The following is a 19,896-nucleotide window of genomic DNA, read 5'->3' on the forward strand; positions in this document are numbered from 1 at the left end:
GGGCACCGACGAAGGCGCGCCGGGCTTCCGCGCCCAGTACAGCAGCAATTTCTTCGTGGGTTATCTGCGCGATCCGCTGGGCAACAAGCTAGCCCTTTTCTGCACGGCTACGGATCAAGCACCTTAGGGCGGCGTCATTAGGTCTTCCCCGCCCTCGCCTGCTTCAGGAGCATGTTCAACAACGGGGGGCGGGCCATTATGACGTCTCAGCCGAATCTAACTTTGCTCTCGATCCTGGCGGGGCTGCGCGGCGCCGATGCCTCGATCATGCCGACGCTGATGACCTCGGGCAACACCAATGCGCCGTCAATCATGATCGGCGAGAAGGCCGCGCGGATGATGTTGGCATCGACCGTTCAAGCCGTCGCGGCATGAGCGAGTCCGGCGATCCGGACGCCGCTACCCGGACTGCTTTCCGCCTGATCGGACCGGATCCCGCGGACTAGGTGCCGGATCGCCCCAGCATCGACGCGCGAGGTGCGGAGGGATGGCGAACTAGACAAAGCTGCGCCCTCAATATGCCCCTGAGGATTGTTGCTGCTTGCGAGCCCCTCCGATGCATGGCAATTGGGGTGTACTGGGTTGATAGATGGACTGATCGCCCTTGCAACTAAGGCTCAATTGGGCAGATATTCTTGAGGAACATCGAAATCCGTGCGGGGGGGGGACGGATTAATGGATGCTCAGGTTGAAGGACTGTCTTCGCTATTCCAAGATGACCATCAACTTCGCGCGGAGGCGCGACGGCGACGAGACTCGTTTGAGTTCGTAACGGTCTATCCCAATGAAGAAGAAAAATACGCAGCAAAAGGCTGGGAACTTTTCTCGTCCGGTGCAAGCAAGCTGAAATTGAGAAAGGCCAAGACGCACGACACCATTCTTGAGGATCGCGTCTGGTCTCTCCTCCACAAGCTTGGCTATCCCGTTTTAAGCGACCAGAATTTCAGAGTTCGATACAAGCGGCCCGATGGACCGATCGCTGAGCGGGAGATTAGCGTTTTCGCCAAGGACAGCGAAACTTGTCTCGTAGTTGAGTGCAAGTCCCGAGAAAAGCGGGGCAAACGGAATCTGCAAAACGCGATTCTCGAGACTGCTACGTCCCAAAGAGGGGTAAACGCTTCTCTTACGAAGGCAATGGCTGCTCCATCAATCGAGGCGGGCGTTACTCAGCTTCGCATTGAAGTCAGATCAGCCTTCGCTGAGAGTGTAGATCCAGCGCGCCAAGAGATCGGCGGGGAATTTCTCGCGGACGTCGATGTCGATCGAAGTGCCGGTGAAGTAATCAACGCAATACGAGGTGCAGTCGACGTCCTGTCTGACACTCTTGCGAGCGTCGCTCGTCCCGAGGACGTAGAGAGGCAGATGACTGCTGGAAATGGACGTATGCGAATTCACCTTGATTTAGCGCAGCTGGAAATGATGTGGGCGCTACAGCGGCTTTCTGTCGATCAGCAGAACTATCAACTTCGGCAAGAATTTGCTCATGCTTTGGAAGCCCTAATTGACACGGCCAAAAGGAGTTATTTGCTAGACTGAGCCGCTATTCGAGGCATCGATACTACTGGGGTAGTGCGCGCGTATTGTGCAGCCGGACAACCTATCGACTGCGATGATCTCTACAAGATTCGTATTGTAAGTTGTTGCCCCACATCGCGCCGATCGATCCTCCGCCAATACGTTGGCGCATCCCGCGGCGTCGGTGCCGTCCTCTCGCGGCCCAAACCATGCCCCTTCTTTTATGGAGACCACGCCTTGCGCGATGCGCGGCGTCACCTTAGCCAACAGCCGTGTCGCGCCGCGATCATTGAAGATGCGCACCATCTGCCCATCCGTGATCCCGCGCGCCCCGGCATCCGCCGGGTTCATCCACACATCGTCCGGATCCACCCGCGCCAGCAGCGGCTGGTTGCCGTGGATCGAGTGCGTCCTCGCCCGTGACTTCGGGCTGCACAGCATCAGCGGGTACTTCGCGTCGGGCTCGACCGGGTCAAACCAGGTCGGGATCGGCGGCATGGCGCCGAGGCCGTAGCGATCGGGCTTGGCGGCCATCGCCATCGAATAGATCTCGATCTTGCCCGATGGCGTCGTGAACTTGTGGCTGTCGGGATCGCGGATCTGGTCGGCGAAGGCCACCGCGTCCTTCGGCGCGGCGAAGCGGGCGACGCCCGCTTCCCGGAAGGCCTCGAAGTCGTCGACGGCGTCCTTCGTGAGGTCGCGCAGCCACTGCTCCTCGGACTTGTCGTCGTAGTCGTTGATGCCCAGCCGCTGGGCCAGCTCGGCGAAGATCGCGCGGTCGTCGCGGCATTCGTACATCGGCCGGATGGCCTGCTTCATGTAGATCGCATAGTGGCCGGCGCCGGCCCACGGCGTGTGGACGTCATTGCGCTCCCAGAAGGTCGTGGCCGGCAGCACGATGTCGGCGTGGCGCGCGGTCGGCGTCAGGAAATTGTCCTGGGCCACGATCAGCTCCACGCCGTCGAGCGAGTTCGCCATCTTGTTGGCGTTGGGGCACTGGTTGAAGAGATTGCCGCCCGCCGAATAGAGCATCTTGATGTCGGCGGGATAGCCGCCCGCTTTGCCCTTCTCGAGCAGGTCGGCGAGCAGCGGCGTCGCCACCTTGGCGTCGATCGGGTTGCTGCCGGTCGGCAGTCCCTTGATGCCGGCGCGGCCGGTGGCTCCATTGCTGACGCCCGAATTGCCACCGACGATTCCGATGTTGCCGGTGATCGCCGCCAGCGCATAGGCGGCGCGGTGGAACTGCTCGCCGTAGGCGGTGCGGCCCGGGGCGTAGCCGCAGTGCAGCGCCGCGGGCTTGGTCGTGGCGAACTCGATCGCCAACCGGCGGATCGTCTCGGCCGGGATGCCGCAGCGCTCCTGGGCCCATTCGGGAGTCTTCGGGATGCCGTCGCTCTCGCCCAGCAGGTAGGCCTTGTACGACCCGCCGCGCGGGGCGCTGGCGGGCAAGCCCTCCTCATCGAAACCGAGTACGTGGCGGTCGCAGTAGGGCTGGTCGTGCAGACCCTCGCTGACGATGACGTAGGCCATGGCGATGAGGGCGGCGGCGTCGGTCGACGGCTTGATGAAGACGTGCTCGTCGGCCAGCGCCTGGCTGGTGCGGGTGCGCCGGGGATCGACGGCGACGATGCGTACGCCCTTCCTCTTGGCTTCCTTAAGGTACTGGAAGGTGCCGGTGCCGAAGGTGCCGTCGGCCGGGCTCCAGCCCCACATGACGATCAGCTTGGAGTTGACGTAGTCGGTGGGCTCGCGGCCGGCGCTCTTGTAGTCGGCCTTGGCGCCGAAGGTCATGCGCACGGCGAAGACCTCGGCCTCGGCCGACATGTTGGACCAGAGCTCGGTGCAGCCGCCGAACTTGTAGAAGAAGCGCTTGGCCAGGCCCGAGGTGGTGTGCAGCGCCGAGGTGCTGCCGGTGCGCGACAGGTCGACGAAGGCTGCGTTGCCGTAGGTGTCGCGGATGCGGCGCATCTCCTTGGCGATGTGGCCGAGCGCCTCGTCCCACGAGATGCGCTCGAACTGCCCGGAACCGCGCGGGCCGGTGCGGCGCATCGGGTATTGCAAACGCTCCTTGTGATAGACGCGCTCGATCTGGCCGACGCCGCGGGCGCAGGCGTGCAGCGGCGGCAGCTCGGGCTGCCAGCGCGCCGGATCGGTCGAGATCTTGACGATGCGGTCGTCGACGACGTGCGCGTTGACCGCGCAGCGGCCGCCGCAATTGTGGCCGCAGGTGCTGGTGACAACCACTTCGCCTTTGCGGCCGGCGGGGCGCGGGTTCTGGTAGATCGTGTCGGGCATGGGCCCGACTGTATCAGGAGCGGACGGCGCCGTCCCTTCGGCGGGCGACGAACGGTAGGGCGGCCGCCAGGCGGACCCGCACGAGGCAGAGACCGAGGACGCCCGTCGCCACGCCGGCGGCGCTGAACGCGAAGTCATGCAGCGAGGCGTGGCGGCCGGACGCCTGGAGCTGCCCCGCCTCGAGGACGGCGGCATAGACGATCAGCAGGACGGCCTGCGTCGCCGGCCGAGGCCTTCCCGGGCATGCCAGTCCCATGACGATCGCCGTGCCCAGCCAGGCGACGAAATGCTCGGCGTGGCCACCGAGCGCGGTGCGCGTCACCGCGCCGGCGGGAAGCCATGCCAGGGCGGCGAGTGCGGCGATGCAGGCAGTGAATGCGACGCTGAAGCCAATCGAACACGTCTTCCCGATCAAGAGTCGATGCACTGTCGTTTCCTCGATGTGTCCCGCCAGCAGGCATCAACCGGCGGCTGAAATCGAATGATCAAGTCGTGCCTGAAACGGAAGAGCCGCAGCCCGGTCACTGCCCTGCCACAAACCGGCGCTTGCCCAGGCGCTGCGACTCGTTGTCAGCGTGGGAATGTGCATGAATGCAGATTGCAACCAGAGCGCGCCGAGCCCACGGTCGCGGCGTCCGGTCGATCAGACATTGTCAGCCTGAATGCAGCCCGCCGCGCCATGATCGGGCGGTCGTCGGCAGCGGATGAGAACGCCTGCAACTGCAGAGCAACCCTCGAAACGAGGAGGCATCGACATGTCCGACGTCAAGGACGCCCCCGGCGCACAGGCCGGCACCCCCACCATCAGGTGCTTCAACGGCATCAACAGCGCACAGCAGAAGCAGGTCGGCGGCGTGTCGTTCACGCCGGACTGCAACGGCGCGGTCAACAACACCTGGTTCGTCGAATTCATCAACGACGCCTTCTCGGTCTACGACAAGCAGACAGGCAACGTGGTCGGCAACCGTGTCAGCGACACCGCCTTCTGGCAGGCCGCCGGAGTCGCCGATCCCTCGCTGATCGTCGATCCGCGCATCGTGTTCATCCCCGACGCCGGGCGGAACGGGCAGTGGCTCGCGGTCCAGATCAACATCGGCTATCGCGTGCTGGTCGCGACGACCAATCCCAACGATCCGACGGCCGATCCCCGGGTGGGCAACTGGAAGGGCGCGGCGTTCGATCTTCCCGGCAACGATTTCACCATGCTGGGCTGCGACCTGAACGGGGTCTACATCGGCGTGAACTATGGCGGGCCGCCGGTGCCGGGCGACGACCGATGGCCGCAGATCGCCTTCATCCCGCGCGCGCAGGCGCTCGCCTGGCCGCCCCAGCTCGGCGACGTCAAGGTCACCGGCCCGCTGCCGAAGAACGAGTACGGTGACAATCTCTTTCCCATGATCGATCGCAGCCGCGCGGGATGGCCCTATTGCACGGCCATCGGCGTCGATACGGCCACCAACCGCCGCCTCACCTTCTCGCTGATCTCGCCGCAGTTCGGGACGATCCTGAGCCACGGCACGATCGACGTGCCGCCGTTCGTGCCGGTCAGCCGCGGCTACCGGGTGAAGCAGCCGTTCCAGAACAGCAACGTGATGTTCGATCAGACCGGCATCGTCGCGGCGCCGACGGGCGGCACCGGCTTCGACATCTGGGCGGCGCATACCGTGCTCAACCAGCAGTACAATTCGCTCGCCGTCCGCTGGTACCACCTCTACATCGATCCGGTGAGCCGGATGCCGGGGCTGGTGGCCTCGGGCGACATCTTCCAGCAGAGCTACGACCACTTCAATCCGTCGATCCTGTCGCTGGGCAAGGGCGACTACACGATCGTGTGCCTGTCGCGCTCGGGCGACTATTCGACGCCGCAGGATCCCAACAACCCCGCGTGCGGCAATCTCGGCGCCTATGCCGCCCTGGTGCGCGAGAACGGGTCGGGCGGCGGCACCTACACAGTCGTGCCGCTGAAAGCCGGCCAGGTCGGCAACTATGTCACGCAGGGCACGGCGATACGCTGGGGCGACTATTCGACGATCTGCCCCGATCCCGATCCGCGGTTTCCGCGCCGGGTCTGGGCGATCAACCAGTTCGTGCTGCAAGGCGGCGATACGACCTCGCAATGGTGCAACGCGATCGCCTCGATCGATCTGACATAGGAGCGGCCGATGTTCTCGCTGATCAAGGATCTCGGTGTCCGGGTGGCGCTCAAGCAGGAAGCGGTCCCGTTCCTGCTCGCCTTCGTGATCGCGGAGCTGTTCTTCAAGTTCAAGAGCTTCGCGCTGGAGTGCCTCGCTTTCCTGGCCGTCTGGTTCGTCTTCAGCTTCGTCCAGTCGAAGCTCCTTCCTCATGGGAACCGGCAGCGCTCGGCGCCCTGAAGGACGCCGAGATCGACGCCGTGAGCCTTCGCCCATCGCGCAATCCGCGATGGGGAGGACCGTCCCCTTACAGATCGCGGTGCGGCGTGTCGCGGCTGCGCATCACCAGCGTCATGTTCCGCCCGATCAGGAAGCTCGCCAGGATCGCCAGCGCCAGCTCGACGGTCTTGCTGAACGACGCCCCGACATGGCCAAGCGGCTCGGCGACCAGATCGCCCGCTACGAGCAGCGCCGCGGCAACCGCGATCCAGAAGCCCTCAGGTGCCCGCGACAGCAGCAGCCGGCCTGCGCCCTGGTCGACCTGCAGGCCGATCAGGGTGCCGCGCGCGAGCCCGAGCACGGCCGCCACCAGGGCCATCATCCAGACCTGGGGCTCGCGGAGGTCGTTGGAGGGCGGCAGGTAGAGCAGCACGAGCGTCGCGGCGGCGATCAGCAATGACGGCACAGCCAAGCGCCAGCGCGGGATCGGCCGCCGACGCAGCTCGGGAAACGCAGCGACGCAGGCCGATGTCATCAGCACGATGACCAGGACAGAAAAGGCAGCCAGACCGGACATCGCCATCCTGTGAACGCCCGGCCCGCGGGACCGCATGAGGCGCATGACGGGCGCGCCGACGGTTCTCTGTAGCACCTTCCGGCCCCATGCCGACGAACGGCAACGGCAGGCCGAGGCGCCGGGTGGACTATTTCCTCTGACGCCCGTCCGTCACTTGGCCGTAAGAGCCGCACGCAGGCGACGGGTGCGGCTTGCCGGCCTGGCCGCCGAGAACTTCTCGGCTGCCAGCTGGGCGGCCGCGACCGCCGCGAGCTGGGCTTCGACACACCGCATGGCGTCGCCCACGGTGGCGAGGCTGGTTGCCTCGCGGTTGGGGATTTCGACGCTGAACCGTTCCTCGCAGGACATGACGATCTCGACCACGTCGAGGCTGTCGGCGCCCAGGTCCTGGAACCGGGTGTCGTCGCTGAGCTGCGAACCGTCGATGCCGAGATGAAAAGCGAGGATTTCCCTGACCTGCGAACCGATGTCACTCACCGCTACGCTCCCAAGCTGAGCCCCCCACAAGGCCCGTTTGTTCCGTATACGCCCGTCGTCGCGCGGGAGGTGTGATCGTCATCGATGTTTCGCACTTTGCGCTCGGCTGTGGCACTCGGGACACAGGTTCGGCAGCGCTTTCCCGATATGGCGGAACCGCCCGCGGTTCCGCCATTTCGGGAAACGCTTTAGCATGCCGCCATGGACACCCACCGCCTGAAACAGTTCGTCGATCCCTTCTGGGACGATTCCATCCTGCCCTCGATCACCGAGTACATCCGCATCCCCAACAAGTCGCCGCATTTCGATCCCGACTGGGTCGCGCACGGCTACATGGAGGACGCCGTCAAGCTGATGGTGGCATGGGCCGAGCCGCACCTGGCGGCGTTCCCCGGCGCCACCCTGGAAGTGGTGCGGCTGGAGGGGCGCACCCCGCTGATCTTCATAGAAGTGCCGGGCGACAGCGACGACACCGTGCTGCTCTACGGCCATCTCGACAAGCAGCCCGAGATGAAGGGCTGGGCCGAGGGCACGGGTCCGTGGATCCCGGTGCGCAAGGGCGACAAGCTGTACGGCCGCGGCGGCGCCGACGACGGCTATGCGATCTATGCCTGCCTGTGCGCCTTGCGGGCGCTCCAGGAGCAGAAGGTGCCGCGCGGCCGCTGCGTCATCATGATCGAGGCCTGCGAGGAGAGCGGCAGCTACGACCTGCCGTTCTACGTCGATCACCTGATGACGCGGATCGGCAAGCCGTCGCTGGTGGTCTGCCTCGATTCGGGCTGCGGCGACTGGGACCGGCTGTGGCTGACGACGTCGCTGCGCGGCATCGCCGGCGGCACGCTGACCGTGCGGGTGCTGACCGAGGGCGTCCATTCGGGCGACGCGTCGGGCATCGTGCCCTCCTCCTTCCGCATCGCGCGCGGATTGCTGTCGCGGCTGGAGGACGAGATGACGGGCGAGATCAAGCTGCCCGACCTCTACGTCCAGATCCCGCCGCAGCGCATCGAGCAGGCCAAGGCGGCGGCCGCGGTGCTGGGCGAGCAGGTGCACGCCAAGTTCCCGTTCGCCGGATCGACGCGGCCGATGGCCGACGACTTGGGCCAGATGGTGCTGAACCGCACCTGGCGGCCGCAGCTCGCGGTGATCGGCATGGACGGCTATCCCGCACCGGGCGATGCCGGCAACGTGCTGCTGCCCTACTCGACGGCGCAGCTCAGCCTGCGCACGCCGCCGACGCTCGATGCCAAGGCCGCGGTGCAGGCGATGAAGCGCACGTTGGAGGCCGATCCGCCGCACGGCGCGGAGGTCGTGTTCGACGGCTGGGAGGGACAGAGCGGCTGGCACGCGCCGCCGCTCGCACCCTGGCTCGAGAAGGCGGTGGCGCAGGCCTCGCAGGAAGCGTTCGGCAATCCGGCGGCCTACATGGGCGAAGGCGGCTCGATCCCGTTCATGGGCATGCTGGGCGAGAAGTTCCCGGGCACGCAGTTCGTCATCACCGGCGTTCTGGGCCCGCATTCGAACGCGCACGGGCCCAACGAATTCCTGCACATCCCGACGGGCAAGCGCGTGACGATGGCGACGGCGCGACTGATCGCGGCGCATTACGAGAGGGCGAAGAGCTAGAGACTCATACTCTTCCGGACCGCGAGCCTCCGGCTCGCTCATGAATCATGAGCGAGCCGGAGGCTCGCGGTCCGGAAGACCATGATCCTTAAAGCTTGCCGACGACGTAGCGCTGCATCGTCGGCCCGAGCAGCTTTACGAGCTGGGCGCGGTCCATGGCGACGACCGGCGGGACCTTCAGGATATAGCGCGTGACCGCCAGCCCCATGATCTGGGTCGCCACCAGGCCGGCGCGCATCGGCAGCTCCATCGGCGGGACCACGCGCGCCAGCATGGGCACGACCTGGCCGCCGAAGATCATGCGGATGGCGTTGGCCGCGTCGTCGCTCGATGCGGCGGCGCGCAGAAGGCTGATCAGGCTGCCGTTGCTGAGCGAGCCCTCCCAGACGTCGACGAAATGCGCCACCAGGGTCGCGCCGATGTCGTCGGTCGGGACGGCGGTCAGGTCCGGCAGCTTGAGGTCGAAGGCGGTGGCCCGGGCGAACAGCCCCTCCTTGCTGCCGAAGTAGCGGATCACCATCGCCGGATCGATGGCCGCCCGGGCGGCGATGTCGCGCAGCGTCGCCCGCTCATAGCCCTGCTCGGCAAACAGCTCCTGCGCCGCCTTGAGGATGGCCGCGCGGGTCCGTTGCGACTTGGCGGTTTTGGCCGGCCTATCAGGCATTTGTCCTAAATGCCAACGTCTGTTGACAAACGCAAGCCAAGCGCATATGTCAACGTTCGTTGACTTATGGGAGGTCATGATGCGTCTCATTCAGCCCGATCCCGCCGCCGCCCTGCTGGGCCTGCGCGCCATGAAAACGGTCGCGTCGACGGACGGCGCGATCCGCCCGGGGGCACGCGCGCTGATGGAAGCGGCGCAGAAGATGATCCTGCACACCCAGTACGACATCGACGCCCTGCCGCCGGTCGGCGCAACCGAGCTCGCCAAGGGCTTCCCCGGCGCCCAGCTGCGCGCGCAGTTCGTCAACGGCATGCTGGTCAGCTCGCTGGCCGACGGCGTGCCGTCGCGCGAGACCGTCGCCAAGGTCGAGGAATTCGCGGGCGCCCTCGGCATCGCCACGCCCGAGATCACCGACCTCCGCCTGATGGCCGACGGCCACATGCTGCTGGCCAAGCTCGACTTCCTGCGGCGCGGCCACATCAAGGACATCTTCAAGAACCAGCTCGAGCAGAAAGGCCCGCTCGGCTTCGCCAAGAGCGTGCTGACGATGCGCGGCATCATCGAGGACAAGGCGCTCGCCGCGCGCTATCGCGCCTGGGAGAAGCTGCCCGAGGGCACGCTGGGCCGCGGCCTGATCGACTTCTACAACCAGCACGGCTTTGCCGTGCCGGGCGAGCCCGCCGGCTTCCCGGAAGCGGGGCTGTACCACGATTTCTGCCACCTGCTGGGCGGCTACAGCACCGAGCCGGAGGGCGAGATCCAGGTCGCTTCCTTCTCGGCGGGCTTCAAGAAGGAACGGCCGATCTATATCGCGCTGTTCTCGGTGATGATCTTCAGCGCCGGCGTGCAGATGCGCCCGACCAACGACCCTTTCGTGACCGTGGGCGTGCTCGGCAAGCCCGGCGTGGCCGAGCTCATGCTGGCCGCGATCGAGCGCGGCTCGAAGGTCAACATCGACCTGACGGACAAGTGGGACTACTGGGCCTGGATCGAGATGCCGATCGACGAGGTGCGGCAGCGCATGAACATCCTGCCCAAGCCGGCGGTTTGACCACCCACAGCGCTGAGCGGCAATATTGGTCGGACCCGAAGGCGCCCTGACCCCGCGCAACCGCTCGCGGCTCATCGGCGTTGCAAAACGGATTCGCCGATGCCGAACAACGCCCTCCCCTTCTTTCGTGGCTGGTCGCGCGATCCGGTAGCGGTCGGATTGCCCTTCCCCAGCAGCCCGTGGACCGCGCGCCGGCTGGCGCAGGCCACGCTCGATGCCGCGATCGACGGCGGCGGACCGGTGCTCGAGCTGGGCGCCGGCGCCGGCGCGGTCACGCAGGCGCTGATCGACGCCGGATGCGCCGTCGACCGGCTCGTCGCCGTCGAACGCGATGCGGATCTCTGCCGCACCTTGGAGCGCCGGTTCCGCGGGCTCGCCGTGCTGCAGGGCGATGCGCTGGACATTGCAGGGTTGCTGACGGAGGCGGGCATCGCTTCGGTCTCTGTCGTGCTGAGCGGACTGCCGATGCGCGCCGTGGCGCCGGCGGCGGCCATCCGCTGCTACAGCGACGCCTTCCGGGCGATGCCGCATGGCGGCGCCATCATCCAGTACACCTACGGCTTCAAGTCGCCGGTCGATCCGGGCAGAAGCCCGCCGCAGCTCGACGCCACTTTCGTCGGGCGGGAATGGCGCAACGTGCCGCCGATGGCGATCTGGAGCTATCGCCTGCCGACGCCGCGGCAACCCAACCACGCCATCAACGGCCACCACGCTCAGCCCCCCGCTGCTGAACGACGTTTGTCGAATGGGCGCCTCGTGGGATAGTCCCGGCCGGTAGAACTAGCCAGCAGAACTGGGGGCGATCCATCATGAGCGGAAAAGTCAGGACCACGGCCGGGCGCGGGCGCCTGTTCGACAGCGTGCTCGACACGATCGGCGACACGCCGTGCATCCGGGTCAACAACCTCGCACCCAAGGGCGTGCGGCTCTACGTCAAGGCCGAGGCGTTCAATCCGGCCTCGTCGGTCAAGGACCGGCTCGCGGTCAACATCATCGAGGCCGGCGAGCGCAACGGCACGCTGAAGCCGGGCCAGACCGTGGTCGAGGCGACCAGCGGCAACACCGGCATCGGGCTCGCCATGGTGTGCGCGCAGAAGGGCTATCCCCTGGTCGTGACCATGGCCGACAGCTTCTCGATCGAGCGCCGCAAGCTGATGCGCATGCTGGGCGCCAAGGTCGTGCTGACGCCGCGCGCCGCGAAGGGTTTGGGCATGTACCAGAAGGCGGTCGAGCTGGCGACGGCCAACGGCTGGTTCCTGGCGCACCAGTTCGAGACGCCGGCCAATGCCGAGATCCACGAGGCGACGACGGCGCGCGAGATCCTGGCCGACTTCAAGGGCGAGCGGCTCGACTGGTTCGTCACCGGCTACGGCACCGGCGGCACTTTGGCCGGCGTGGCGCGGGTGCTGCGCGTCGAGCGGCCCGAGACCAAGATCGTGCTGTGCGAGCCAGCCAACGCCCAGCTGGTCGGCAGCGGCAAGGCGCAGGAGCGCGGCGCCGACGGCTCGCCCGCCGTCAGCCATCCCGCCTTCGAGCCGCATCTCATCCAGGGCTGGACGCCGGATTTCATTCCGTTGGTGCTGCAGGAAGCGCTCGACAAGAAGTACTTCAACGAGCGCGTGGCGATCGCCGGGCCCGAGGGCGTGAAGTGGGCGCGATTGCTGGCGCAGAAGGAAGGCATCTTCACCGGCATCTCCGGCGGCTCGACCTTCGCCGTGGCGATGCAGGTGGCGGAGAAGGCCGCCGCCGGATCGGTGATCCTGGCCATGCTGCCCGACACCGGCGAGCGCTACCTCTCGACGCCGATGTTCGAAGGCATCGCCGAGGGCATGGACGAGGAAGAGACGCGCATCTCCAAGTCGACGCCGGGGTATCAGATGCCGGCGGCGTAACGAAGGCTGTCACCCCGAGCGCAGCGAGGGGCCTTTGGGCAACAGTAAAGGTCCCTCGCTTACGCTCGGGATGACAGCGAGGCTTGTCGGCGCATCCCCAGCAACAGCACCAGGAACGAAATCGCCCCGGCCGCCATGATCATGAAGGCCGGGCTGTAATCGTTGTCGGTGCGCTGGACGAGCCACGTGGCGACGAGCGGGCTGAAACCGCCGATCAGCCCGACCGCCACGTTGTAGCCCATGGCGATGGCCGTGCAGCGCACGTCGCGCGCCACAACGCCGACCATGAAGGCGGGCAAGCAGCCGTAGTAGCCACCGATCAGGACGACGAAGCCGAGCTGGCCGGCCAGGACCATCCATTCCTGATGGCCGTGCATCAGCCAGAACATCGGCCAGGCGGCGACGACCGAGAGGCCCGTGACGGCGAGCAGAACGGCCCGTTGCCCGATGCGGTCGGACAGCGTGGCCAGGCCGATCTCGACCGGGATCAGCAGCACCATGCTGGCGGTGTTGATGGTGAGGGCTTGCGCCGGCGCGATGCCGTCGACGAACTGCAGCCAGCTCACGATGTAGACGAACATCAGGTAGAAGCCGACCGCGCCGAACACCGATACGCCGGCAAGATAGAGCAGCACGCGCCAGTGGCCGGTGAAGGTCGCCACCAGCGGCGGGCGCCGTGACGGACGGGGCGCTTCCTCGGCCTGGCCGAAGCCGCGGCGCAGCACCAGGCCCGCGCCGCCGACGAAGAGGCCGATCCAGAAAGGAATGCGCCAGCCCCAGTCGTCGACCGCCTGCGCCGGCATGACCCATTCGAGGACAGCGCCGGTCGCCGAGCCCAGCAGGATGCCGGAGACCGCCCCCAGGTCGGCCACAGCGCCGACGATGCCCCGCCGCTCGGGCCGCGCGCTTTCGACCAGGAAGACGATGGAGGTGGTGTATTCGCCGCCGACCGACAGGCCCTGCACCATGCGCAGCAAGGTGAGCAGAACAGGCGCCGCGAGACCGAGCGTGGCGTAGCCCGGCAGCACGCCGATCAGGAAGGTCGGCACGGCCATTGCCATCACCGACAGCGTGAGCGCGGTCGAGCGGCCGAGGCGATCGCCGACATGGCCGAACAGCGCGCCGCCGATCGGCCGCATCATGAATCCGACGGCAAACACGCCGAACGCCGACAGCACCTGGGCGACCTTGTCCTGCTCGGGGAAGAAGGCGCGGCCGATCGCGGCGGCGAAATAGCCGTAGACGGCGAAGTCGTACCACTCGAGCAGGTTGCCGATGGCGCCGGCGGCCATCAGGCGCGGCGTCTGCGTTGCCGACATACGAACGGATCTCCCTTCCCCGGGCCTCGGGCTCGCGCATCATGGTCGTGGGCGCCGGACCGACGCAACAGCCGGCCGAGCGCGGCCGGTTCACCGAGTTTTCTGCCGCATGCGCCGTTTAGCGCACCGATCGGTGTTGCCGCGGGATACGCCGATTTCTAGAGTCGGAAGGTGGAGTACAGCGTGAGGGCGTGATGTCGACGACAATGAACTTCACGCTCAGCTCGACCTTACTGGGCAATCTCACCAGCGGCGGCTCGGGCAACGGGGTCTACGCCTATGCCTTCGCCTTCGAGGGCAGCAGCCTGATCCCGGGCGGCGCCATCACGCTGGTCGACAACGGCGTCGCAACCGCCACCACCTCCATCGACCTGACCACGGCCTCCGACGCGACCTTCTCGTCAGGACGGATCTTCGTCGTCGTCCAGCAGACCGGCGCCGGCGGCACCTCCGACCTGCTCACGGAGATCACCCAGGTCGGCGACATCACCTCGGTCGATGCGCAGACCCGCAATTACCGATTCGACCTCATCGAGGCGACGCTGTCGGGCTCGGCGTCGGACGTCGCCGACATCTCCGACATCGGCGAGTTCGGTTCGACCATGACGATGGAGATCGTCTACGGCTCGGGCAGCGCCACGCGCGGCTACAATGCCAGCGGCAGCACGATCGAAAACAACGTCATCGGCTTCTCGCCGGCGGGCTCTCAGAACCAGTCGTTCGAGACGACGAGCCCGAGCACGGTCGGTCCCGCGCCGCCGTCGGGCATCGACTATCCGGCCAACACGCCGCTCAACGAGCTGCGCGACCTCGTGATGCCGGGCAACAACTTCCCGCTCAGCTCGCAGCCCGGCTATACGACCAACCCGATCCCGGCGAGCGACTGGACGGCCTACGCCAACGCGTTCGCCAGCTGGGTGACCAACAGCACCCTCGAGATCGTCACCACCTTCAACGGCTCCTCGCTGCAGCCGCAGGCGGCGCTGTGCGATTACACGGTGCAGTACGATGCCTCGACGACTTCGTTCTGGCTGGTCCCCACCACCAGCACGGCGATCCAGGCGGTGGCGTCGACCGACTACATCAACATCCCGCTGCAGTCGCTGATCGACAATATCTACCTGCAGGGCGGGACGCTCACAGTCTACTCGGGCTCGATGACCGGGCCGTCGACCGTCTACAACACCTTCACGCCCAACAATGCCGCGGGCGCGGTCGCCAAGTATTTCGTCGCCGGCTTCGATGCGGGCTTCTGGGGCGGCACCGGCAACTCGGTGAACCCGCTCGACAGCAGCACGCTCGACCTCAGCCAGACCTGGAACTGGAACGCAAACTACGCCTACAACGCCATCCTCAACCCGTCGATCGGCTATTCGAACGCGTTGGGCACCGGCATCGGCACGGCGACCGGGCAGAACCGCTACTACGACCCCTACGCCGCGGAGTTCTTCCAGAACAGCAACGCTTACGGCTATTCCTACACCGACCTGATCTCCAACGGCGGCGGCGTCAGCCCGGCAGTGAGCCTGTGGGACAGCACGATCACGACACCGGCCAACGTCTCGACCATCAACATCACGCTCTACGACCTCGGCGAGACGCCGCCGTCGTCGAGCTTCGCGACCGGCAATACCGGCTACGTGGCGCCAACCGGGAGCAGCTACCTGGCGGCGACGACAACCAGCACCAACCAGCTGCAATTCACCTTCAACTTCGCGATCGGCAGCACCGTCCTGGCGCCCGACAATTCGACGCCGATCTCCTTCCGCTTCTACGCGCCGGGCGATCCGCAGGCGGGGTCCGACAATTTCGTGTCGCTCCGGCTGGCGACCGGTGACTGGTACTATTACACGCTGAACTACGACGCGTCGGCGGCGCCGGACCAGCGCTGGCAGCTGGTGCCCGGCAACGCCGGCGGCCAGGCGGGCTTCTTCGATATCCAGAACGTGCCGATCACCGCCGACGGCAGCCCGGCCTGGTACCAGCTGGCCTACGGCGACGTCACGACGCTCTCGACCTACAACTTCTACGGCACGACGACCGGCGGAATCTTCTCCAGCGTCATCGCCGACCACGGCGTGGCGGTCACCAACTACGGGCCCGGCAATGTCGGCCTGAACATGGCCAACGGCGGGTCGATAACCTACGACCCGGCGACCTTCATGCCCTCGACCGGCGCGCTGCCGCCGAGCGAAGGCCCGCCCAATCCGTTCACCCCGACCCAATCGCCGCCCACCCTCCCGCCGCCGCCGGCGCCGGCGGCGCCGATGGTCGGCTCGTTCGCGGGCTCGAGCTTCGTGGCGGCGGGCGACCTCTCCGCCCTCAAGCACGGTGACTTCGCCTTCAGCTTCAACACGGCGGGCGGCAACTATCTGCTGCCCGGGCGCATCGCCAAGATCGAGCTCGCCGACACCAGCCACGACGACTGGATCTTCACGCCGCTGTTCACCCAGGCGAACCGGCACGGCGACTGGACGACCGGGCTCGGCGCCGAGCTCGGCAACGGCACCTACAGCGCCGTGATGAAGCAGTATTTCGCGAGCGACCTCGACCTCAACAACCCGGTCTACACGACCAGCCAGGCCGTCACCTTCACCGTCAATCTCGACACGCTCAGCCTCGGCTCGTCGGCCGACGGGCACGGGCTCACCCTGACCCAGGCCGGCTCGGCCACCCAGGGCAACTGGATCGAGCTTCTGAACACCGGCTCGACCATGCCCAACGCCACCGTGGTAGCCTACGCCACGGATCTCAACGGCAACATGCTGAAGCGCGACGGCTCAGGCATCGCGACGTCGATCGACGATGCGGCGCTGGCCAAGATCGGCGGGGTCGCGGCCGACAACGGCAACGCCTTCTTCAAGGGCAAGCAGGCGGTCTACCTGCCGGTTGGCGACAACCTGAAGTTCGCGGTGATCGCCGGCAACGGCCAGGTCGACCTCAATCCCGACGTCCATGTCCGCGGCAGCAACGGCCAGCTCGCGGTCTCGATCGACGACCGCTTCGGCCATATCGATCTCAGCGCCCAGGTCAACAACACCCTCGATTCCTCGGCGGTGCTGGCGGGCGCGCAGCGCGCCAGCGACCATCCCTGGGTCTACCTGGAAAAGGGCACGGCGGTGAATGTCAGCCTGGCGTGGAGCGGCGACTTCACCAACACGTTGCACTTCGTGCGCGTCGACATGAATCCCGCCAATCCCGGCCAGTGGTCGGTGGGCGGCGTGGCCTACGGCAACACCGATGCCTTCCGCAACGCCGTCCAGGCCAACTGGGAGTTCGACTCGACGCACGGCCATTCGACCGGCACGGCGCGCGAGACCTGGACGGTGCAGGGCGAGAGCGGCTACTACGCGCCGGTGCTGGTCGACCCGTTCGGCGAGATCTTCACCCTCGACCAGTCGGCCGGCAGCATTGCCAACGCCGACGGCCGCACGCACATCCGCAACTTCGGCGCCAATACCTTCGGCTTCGAGGACAACACCGCGCAGCGCGGCGCCGACTTCGACTACAACGACATGACCATGAAGCTCGCCCTGCACGACTGGTTCGTGTGAGCCCGTCGTCCGGGACGTTCAGTTCTCGAGGTCCGGCAGGCGGCTGGGCAGCGCCACGACGACGCGCGTCCCGCAGGACAGCGTCTCGAACGCCAGCGTGGCGCCCAGGAGCTCTGCCCGGCGGCGCATGTTGTCGAGCCCGCGGCCGCGGCTGTCGGCGGCGAACGGCCGGCCGTCATTGTCGATCGCGATCGCCGGACTGCCATCGGCCAGGGCGCCGCCGCGCACGCCGATGCGGCGGGCCGGCCCGTGCTTCAGCGCGTTGGTGATGGCCTCCTGCACGATGCGCAGCACGGCCAGCGCCTTGCCGGGCGTGACGCCCGCCACGTCCGGGAGATTGGCCATCGACCAGTCGAGCGCCACGCCAAGGCGCTGCAGCTGCGGCTCGAGGCGCTCGCGGAAGTTGGCCAGGGCCAGCGGCAACTCGTCCTCGCCGACGTCGAGGGAGTAGATCACCAGGCGCAGGTCGTTCAGCGCATCGCGCGCCGCCTGCTCGATGGGTCGCTCCTCGGCCCGCTCCGACAGGGCGATGATCGAGACGAGATGACCGCTGATGCCGTCGTGCAGGTCGCGCGTCAGCCGGCCCCTCTCCTGCTCGCGCACCAGGCGGGCCGCCTCGATCCTTTCCTGCTTGGCAAGCGCCGCCAGCTCGGCCTCGCGCGCGGCCAGCCGGGCGTTCAGCACTTCGTTCGAGCGGTCGAGCCGATCGAAGCTGTCGGCCATGCGGCGCACCAGCACGGCCGTGAGCCCGACGACATAGAGCAGTCCGGCGTGCGGCGAATACAGGCGGAAGGCATCCGCGGGCAAGGTCGTGGCGACATAGGCGTCGCGCACCAGGAACCACGACGTCAGCACGGCCGGCGCCAGCATGAGACGGGCATCGACATTGCCGCGCCACAGAGCGCCCCAGGCAATGATGCCGGTCGCGGCGAGGGCGCCGATGCAAAGGAAGACAGCAGCCGTCCCGGCGCCGATCATGCGTGCCACCGGCGTGCCGACGAGGGCGCACCCAAGCAGCACGACACTGATGGCGACGATGCCGAAAAGAAGCAGCCTCGACGGTGGCAGGCCGATCAGCAGGAGCGAGAGGATGGCGGCGAGCAGTCCCCAGGCCGGCACCAACGCAACGACGTAGGGCAGCGCCGCCCGGAACGACGCGTGGAAGCCCATGAACATGGCCAGATCGATGACGATGGTGAGGGCCATGAAGACGGCGAGCCAGGACAGCAGCGCGGTGCGCGGGCGCACGAACCAGGCCAGCAGGACGGCCATCCCCAGCAACACCTGGACGGCGAGACTCATGGCCTTGAGGTCGATATCGACGAACTCGCGCACCTTGAAGGCCGGCGCAAGCGCGCCCGCGCGACCGAGATAGAGCCGCGAAAGATAGGTGGGCGTGGCGAAGGGGCCGACCTCGATGACCAGGGTCAGGCGATACGACGGCCGGCCGGCGGGCAGCGGCAGGCGGACCAGCAAGGGCGTGCCGATCGCGAGGCCGGTCCATACGACGTGGTTGGCACTGTCGTACACGGTAGCGCCATCGACCTGGACGACGAGTCGTCGGTTGACCAGCGGAACGTAAAGCGCCGGGTCGACCTCGGGCAGCGCCGAGGATGCAATGTCGACGTGGTAGCGCGCGTGTGTCGAGCTGCCGACTCCCGGCCAGACGACATGCGGCAGCGAGACCTCGGCATCCGGCTGCCCATCGACCACGAGCGTCGCGCGATCGACGACGACCGCGTCGGTCGGTCGCGGCAGGGTTATCAGGTCGGGGGCGGCGGCGATCGCGAGGGTGGCGAGGACGAGCACGATCAAGCCGATCCTTCGAACCCCGCTCACGATCACATCCTCAAAGCTTGATCAGGCCTCGGCGCGATGCCTCGTAGACCGCCTCGGACCGGTTATTGGCCTGCAGCTTACGATAGATGTTGCGGATGTGCACCGGCACCGTCTGCTTGGAGATCTGCAGGCGCTCGGCCAGCTCGCCGTAGGTGAAGCCCTTGGCGATGCCCCACAGGATGTCCATCTCGCGCGGCGTCAGGAGCTGGGCATCGGCCGCGGCCGGCGGCGGTGCTGTCGCGCCGGAAGGAGGCTCGCGGCCGCCCAGGCGGCGCACGATGGTGCGGGCGATCTTGGAGGAGATCGGCGAATGGCCGGCCAGCAGGTCGCCGATGGCGGCGACGATGTCGATGGGGTCGCTGTCCTTCAGCAGGTAGCCGGTGGCGCCGGCCTCGATGGCGTCGATGACGGTGCGGTCATCGGCGAGCACCGAGATGACCATGGCCTGGGCCTCGGGTTGGCGCTCGCGCAGCAGCCGGATCGCCTGCACGCCATGGCCGTCCGGCAGGTTGAGGTCGGTGATCAGGAGATCGATCGTCTCGTCGGTGATCTGCCGGATGGCCTCGCCAAGCGTGGCGCAGGAGGCGACCAGCCGGCCGCCGGGCCAGCCGTCGATGATGCGCGCCAGCCGGTCGCGTACCGGGTCGTCATCCTCGAGCAGGAGGATACGCACGGCTGGCTTGTCTCTCTCCAGGCCCGTCATGCAACAAGGTATCCCATGCGGCGGCAGCACGCGCCA

Annotated in this window: 17 protein-coding genes; 9 read left to right on the forward strand and 8 right to left on the reverse strand. The window is 66.9% G+C overall.

All coding sequences use genetic code 11. From position 1 onward, the window contains the following. Positions 1–171: 171 nt before the first annotated feature. The gene (locus RSO01_RS47800; RefSeq protein ID WP_170303611.1) at positions 172–375 is read left to right on the forward strand and encodes a GMC oxidoreductase; all 204 of its coding nucleotides are present in this window, start codon (positions 172–174) and stop codon (positions 373–375) included. Positions 376–675: 300 nt separating this feature from the next. Continuing rightward, entirely contained in the window at positions 676–1,536 is an 861-nt protein-coding gene (locus RSO01_RS35830) for a hypothetical protein (RefSeq protein WP_147155406.1), read from the forward strand. Here the strand turns inward: RSO01_RS35830 and RSO01_RS35835 are convergent. Together RSO01_RS35835 and RSO01_RS47805 are read right to left on the reverse strand one after the other, a co-directional pair. Beyond that, on the reverse strand, positions 1,528–3,810 hold the full coding sequence (locus RSO01_RS35835) for a molybdopterin-containing oxidoreductase family protein (RefSeq protein WP_170303612.1): 2,283 nt from the start codon (positions 3,808–3,810) through the stop codon (positions 1,528–1,530). The two genes, RSO01_RS35830 and RSO01_RS35835, sit on opposite strands and share 9 nt — an antisense overlap. A gap of 13 nt (positions 3,811–3,823) precedes the next feature. Continuing rightward, on the reverse strand, positions 3,824–4,225 hold the full coding sequence (locus RSO01_RS47805; RefSeq protein ID WP_170303613.1) for a VanZ family protein: 402 nt from the start codon (positions 4,223–4,225) through the stop codon (positions 3,824–3,826). Between the two features lie 340 nt (positions 4,226–4,565). Between RSO01_RS47805 and RSO01_RS35845 the strand changes: the two genes are divergently transcribed. Next, entirely contained in the window at positions 4,566–5,963 is a 1,398-nt protein-coding gene (locus tag RSO01_RS35845; RefSeq protein WP_147155409.1) for a hypothetical protein, read from the forward strand. A 9-nt stretch (positions 5,964–5,972) separates the two neighbouring features. Then, a complete protein-coding gene (locus RSO01_RS35850; protein WP_147155410.1) occupies positions 5,973–6,182 on the forward strand; it encodes a hypothetical protein in 210 nt (69 codons plus the stop codon). Between the two features lie 67 nt (positions 6,183–6,249). On the opposite strand, the gene RSO01_RS35855 is transcribed toward RSO01_RS35850, so the two are convergent. Together RSO01_RS35855 and acpP are read right to left on the reverse strand one after the other, a co-directional pair. After that, the gene (locus tag RSO01_RS35855; RefSeq protein ID WP_170303614.1) at positions 6,250–6,744 is read right to left on the reverse strand and encodes a hypothetical protein; all 495 of its coding nucleotides are present in this window, start codon (positions 6,742–6,744) and stop codon (positions 6,250–6,252) included. A 144-nt stretch (positions 6,745–6,888) separates the two neighbouring features. Continuing rightward, positions 6,889–7,215 (reverse strand): acyl carrier protein, encoded by a 327-nt coding sequence (gene acpP / locus RSO01_RS35860; RefSeq protein ID WP_147155412.1) that lies wholly within the window; start codon positions 7,213–7,215, stop codon positions 6,889–6,891. Between the two features lie 201 nt (positions 7,216–7,416). Between acpP and RSO01_RS35865 the strand changes: the two genes are divergently transcribed. After that, entirely contained in the window at positions 7,417–8,838 is a 1,422-nt protein-coding gene (locus RSO01_RS35865; RefSeq protein WP_147155413.1) for a M20 family metallopeptidase, read from the forward strand. 88 nt (positions 8,839–8,926) lie between these two features. On the opposite strand, the gene RSO01_RS35870 is transcribed toward RSO01_RS35865, so the two are convergent. Then, positions 8,927–9,502 carry a TetR/AcrR family transcriptional regulator gene (locus tag RSO01_RS35870; protein ID WP_147155414.1) on the reverse strand — a complete coding sequence of 192 codons (576 nt, stop codon included), beginning with the start codon at positions 9,500–9,502 and terminating at the stop codon, positions 8,927–8,929. 76 nt (positions 9,503–9,578) lie between these two features. On the opposite strand from RSO01_RS35870, the gene RSO01_RS35875 reads away from it, so the two are divergent. From RSO01_RS35875 to RSO01_RS35885, 3 genes are all read left to right on the forward strand, one after another. Continuing rightward, positions 9,579–10,553, forward strand: coding sequence for a hypothetical protein (locus RSO01_RS35875; protein WP_147155415.1), 975 nt, complete (start codon positions 9,579–9,581; stop codon positions 10,551–10,553). 99 nt (positions 10,554–10,652) lie between these two features. After that, positions 10,653–11,318 carry a class I SAM-dependent methyltransferase gene (locus RSO01_RS35880; protein ID WP_147155416.1) on the forward strand — a complete coding sequence of 222 codons (666 nt, stop codon included), beginning with the start codon at positions 10,653–10,655 and terminating at the stop codon, positions 11,316–11,318. A 44-nt stretch (positions 11,319–11,362) separates the two neighbouring features. Then, a complete protein-coding gene (locus RSO01_RS35885) occupies positions 11,363–12,445 on the forward strand; it encodes a PLP-dependent cysteine synthase family protein (protein ID WP_147155417.1) in 1,083 nt (360 codons plus the stop codon). Positions 12,446–12,504: 59 nt separating this feature from the next. Here RSO01_RS35885 and RSO01_RS35890 read toward each other — a convergent pair whose 3' ends face one another. Then, the gene (locus RSO01_RS35890; RefSeq protein ID WP_147155418.1) at positions 12,505–13,764 is read right to left on the reverse strand and encodes an MFS transporter; all 1,260 of its coding nucleotides are present in this window, start codon (positions 13,762–13,764) and stop codon (positions 12,505–12,507) included. Between the two features lie 194 nt (positions 13,765–13,958). On the opposite strand from RSO01_RS35890, the gene RSO01_RS35895 reads away from it, so the two are divergent. Continuing rightward, on the forward strand, positions 13,959–17,318 hold the full coding sequence (locus RSO01_RS35895) for a hypothetical protein (RefSeq protein ID WP_147155419.1): 3,360 nt from the start codon (positions 13,959–13,961) through the stop codon (positions 17,316–17,318). Positions 17,319–17,336: 18 nt separating this feature from the next. Here the strand turns inward: RSO01_RS35895 and RSO01_RS35900 are convergent, their stop codons facing one another. Then, positions 17,337–19,157 carry a sensor histidine kinase gene (locus RSO01_RS35900; RefSeq protein WP_147155420.1) on the reverse strand — a complete coding sequence of 607 codons (1,821 nt, stop codon included), beginning with the start codon at positions 19,155–19,157 and terminating at the stop codon, positions 17,337–17,339. 10 nt (positions 19,158–19,167) lie between these two features. After that, positions 19,168–19,860 carry a response regulator gene (locus RSO01_RS35905; RefSeq protein ID WP_147155421.1) on the reverse strand — a complete coding sequence of 231 codons (693 nt, stop codon included), beginning with the start codon at positions 19,858–19,860 and terminating at the stop codon, positions 19,168–19,170. Between the last annotated feature and the right edge of the window lie 36 nt (positions 19,861–19,896).

This window comes from Reyranella soli (genome assembly GCF_007992495.1).
Taxonomy (GTDB): Bacteria; Pseudomonadota; Alphaproteobacteria; order Reyranellales; family Reyranellaceae; genus Reyranella; species Reyranella soli.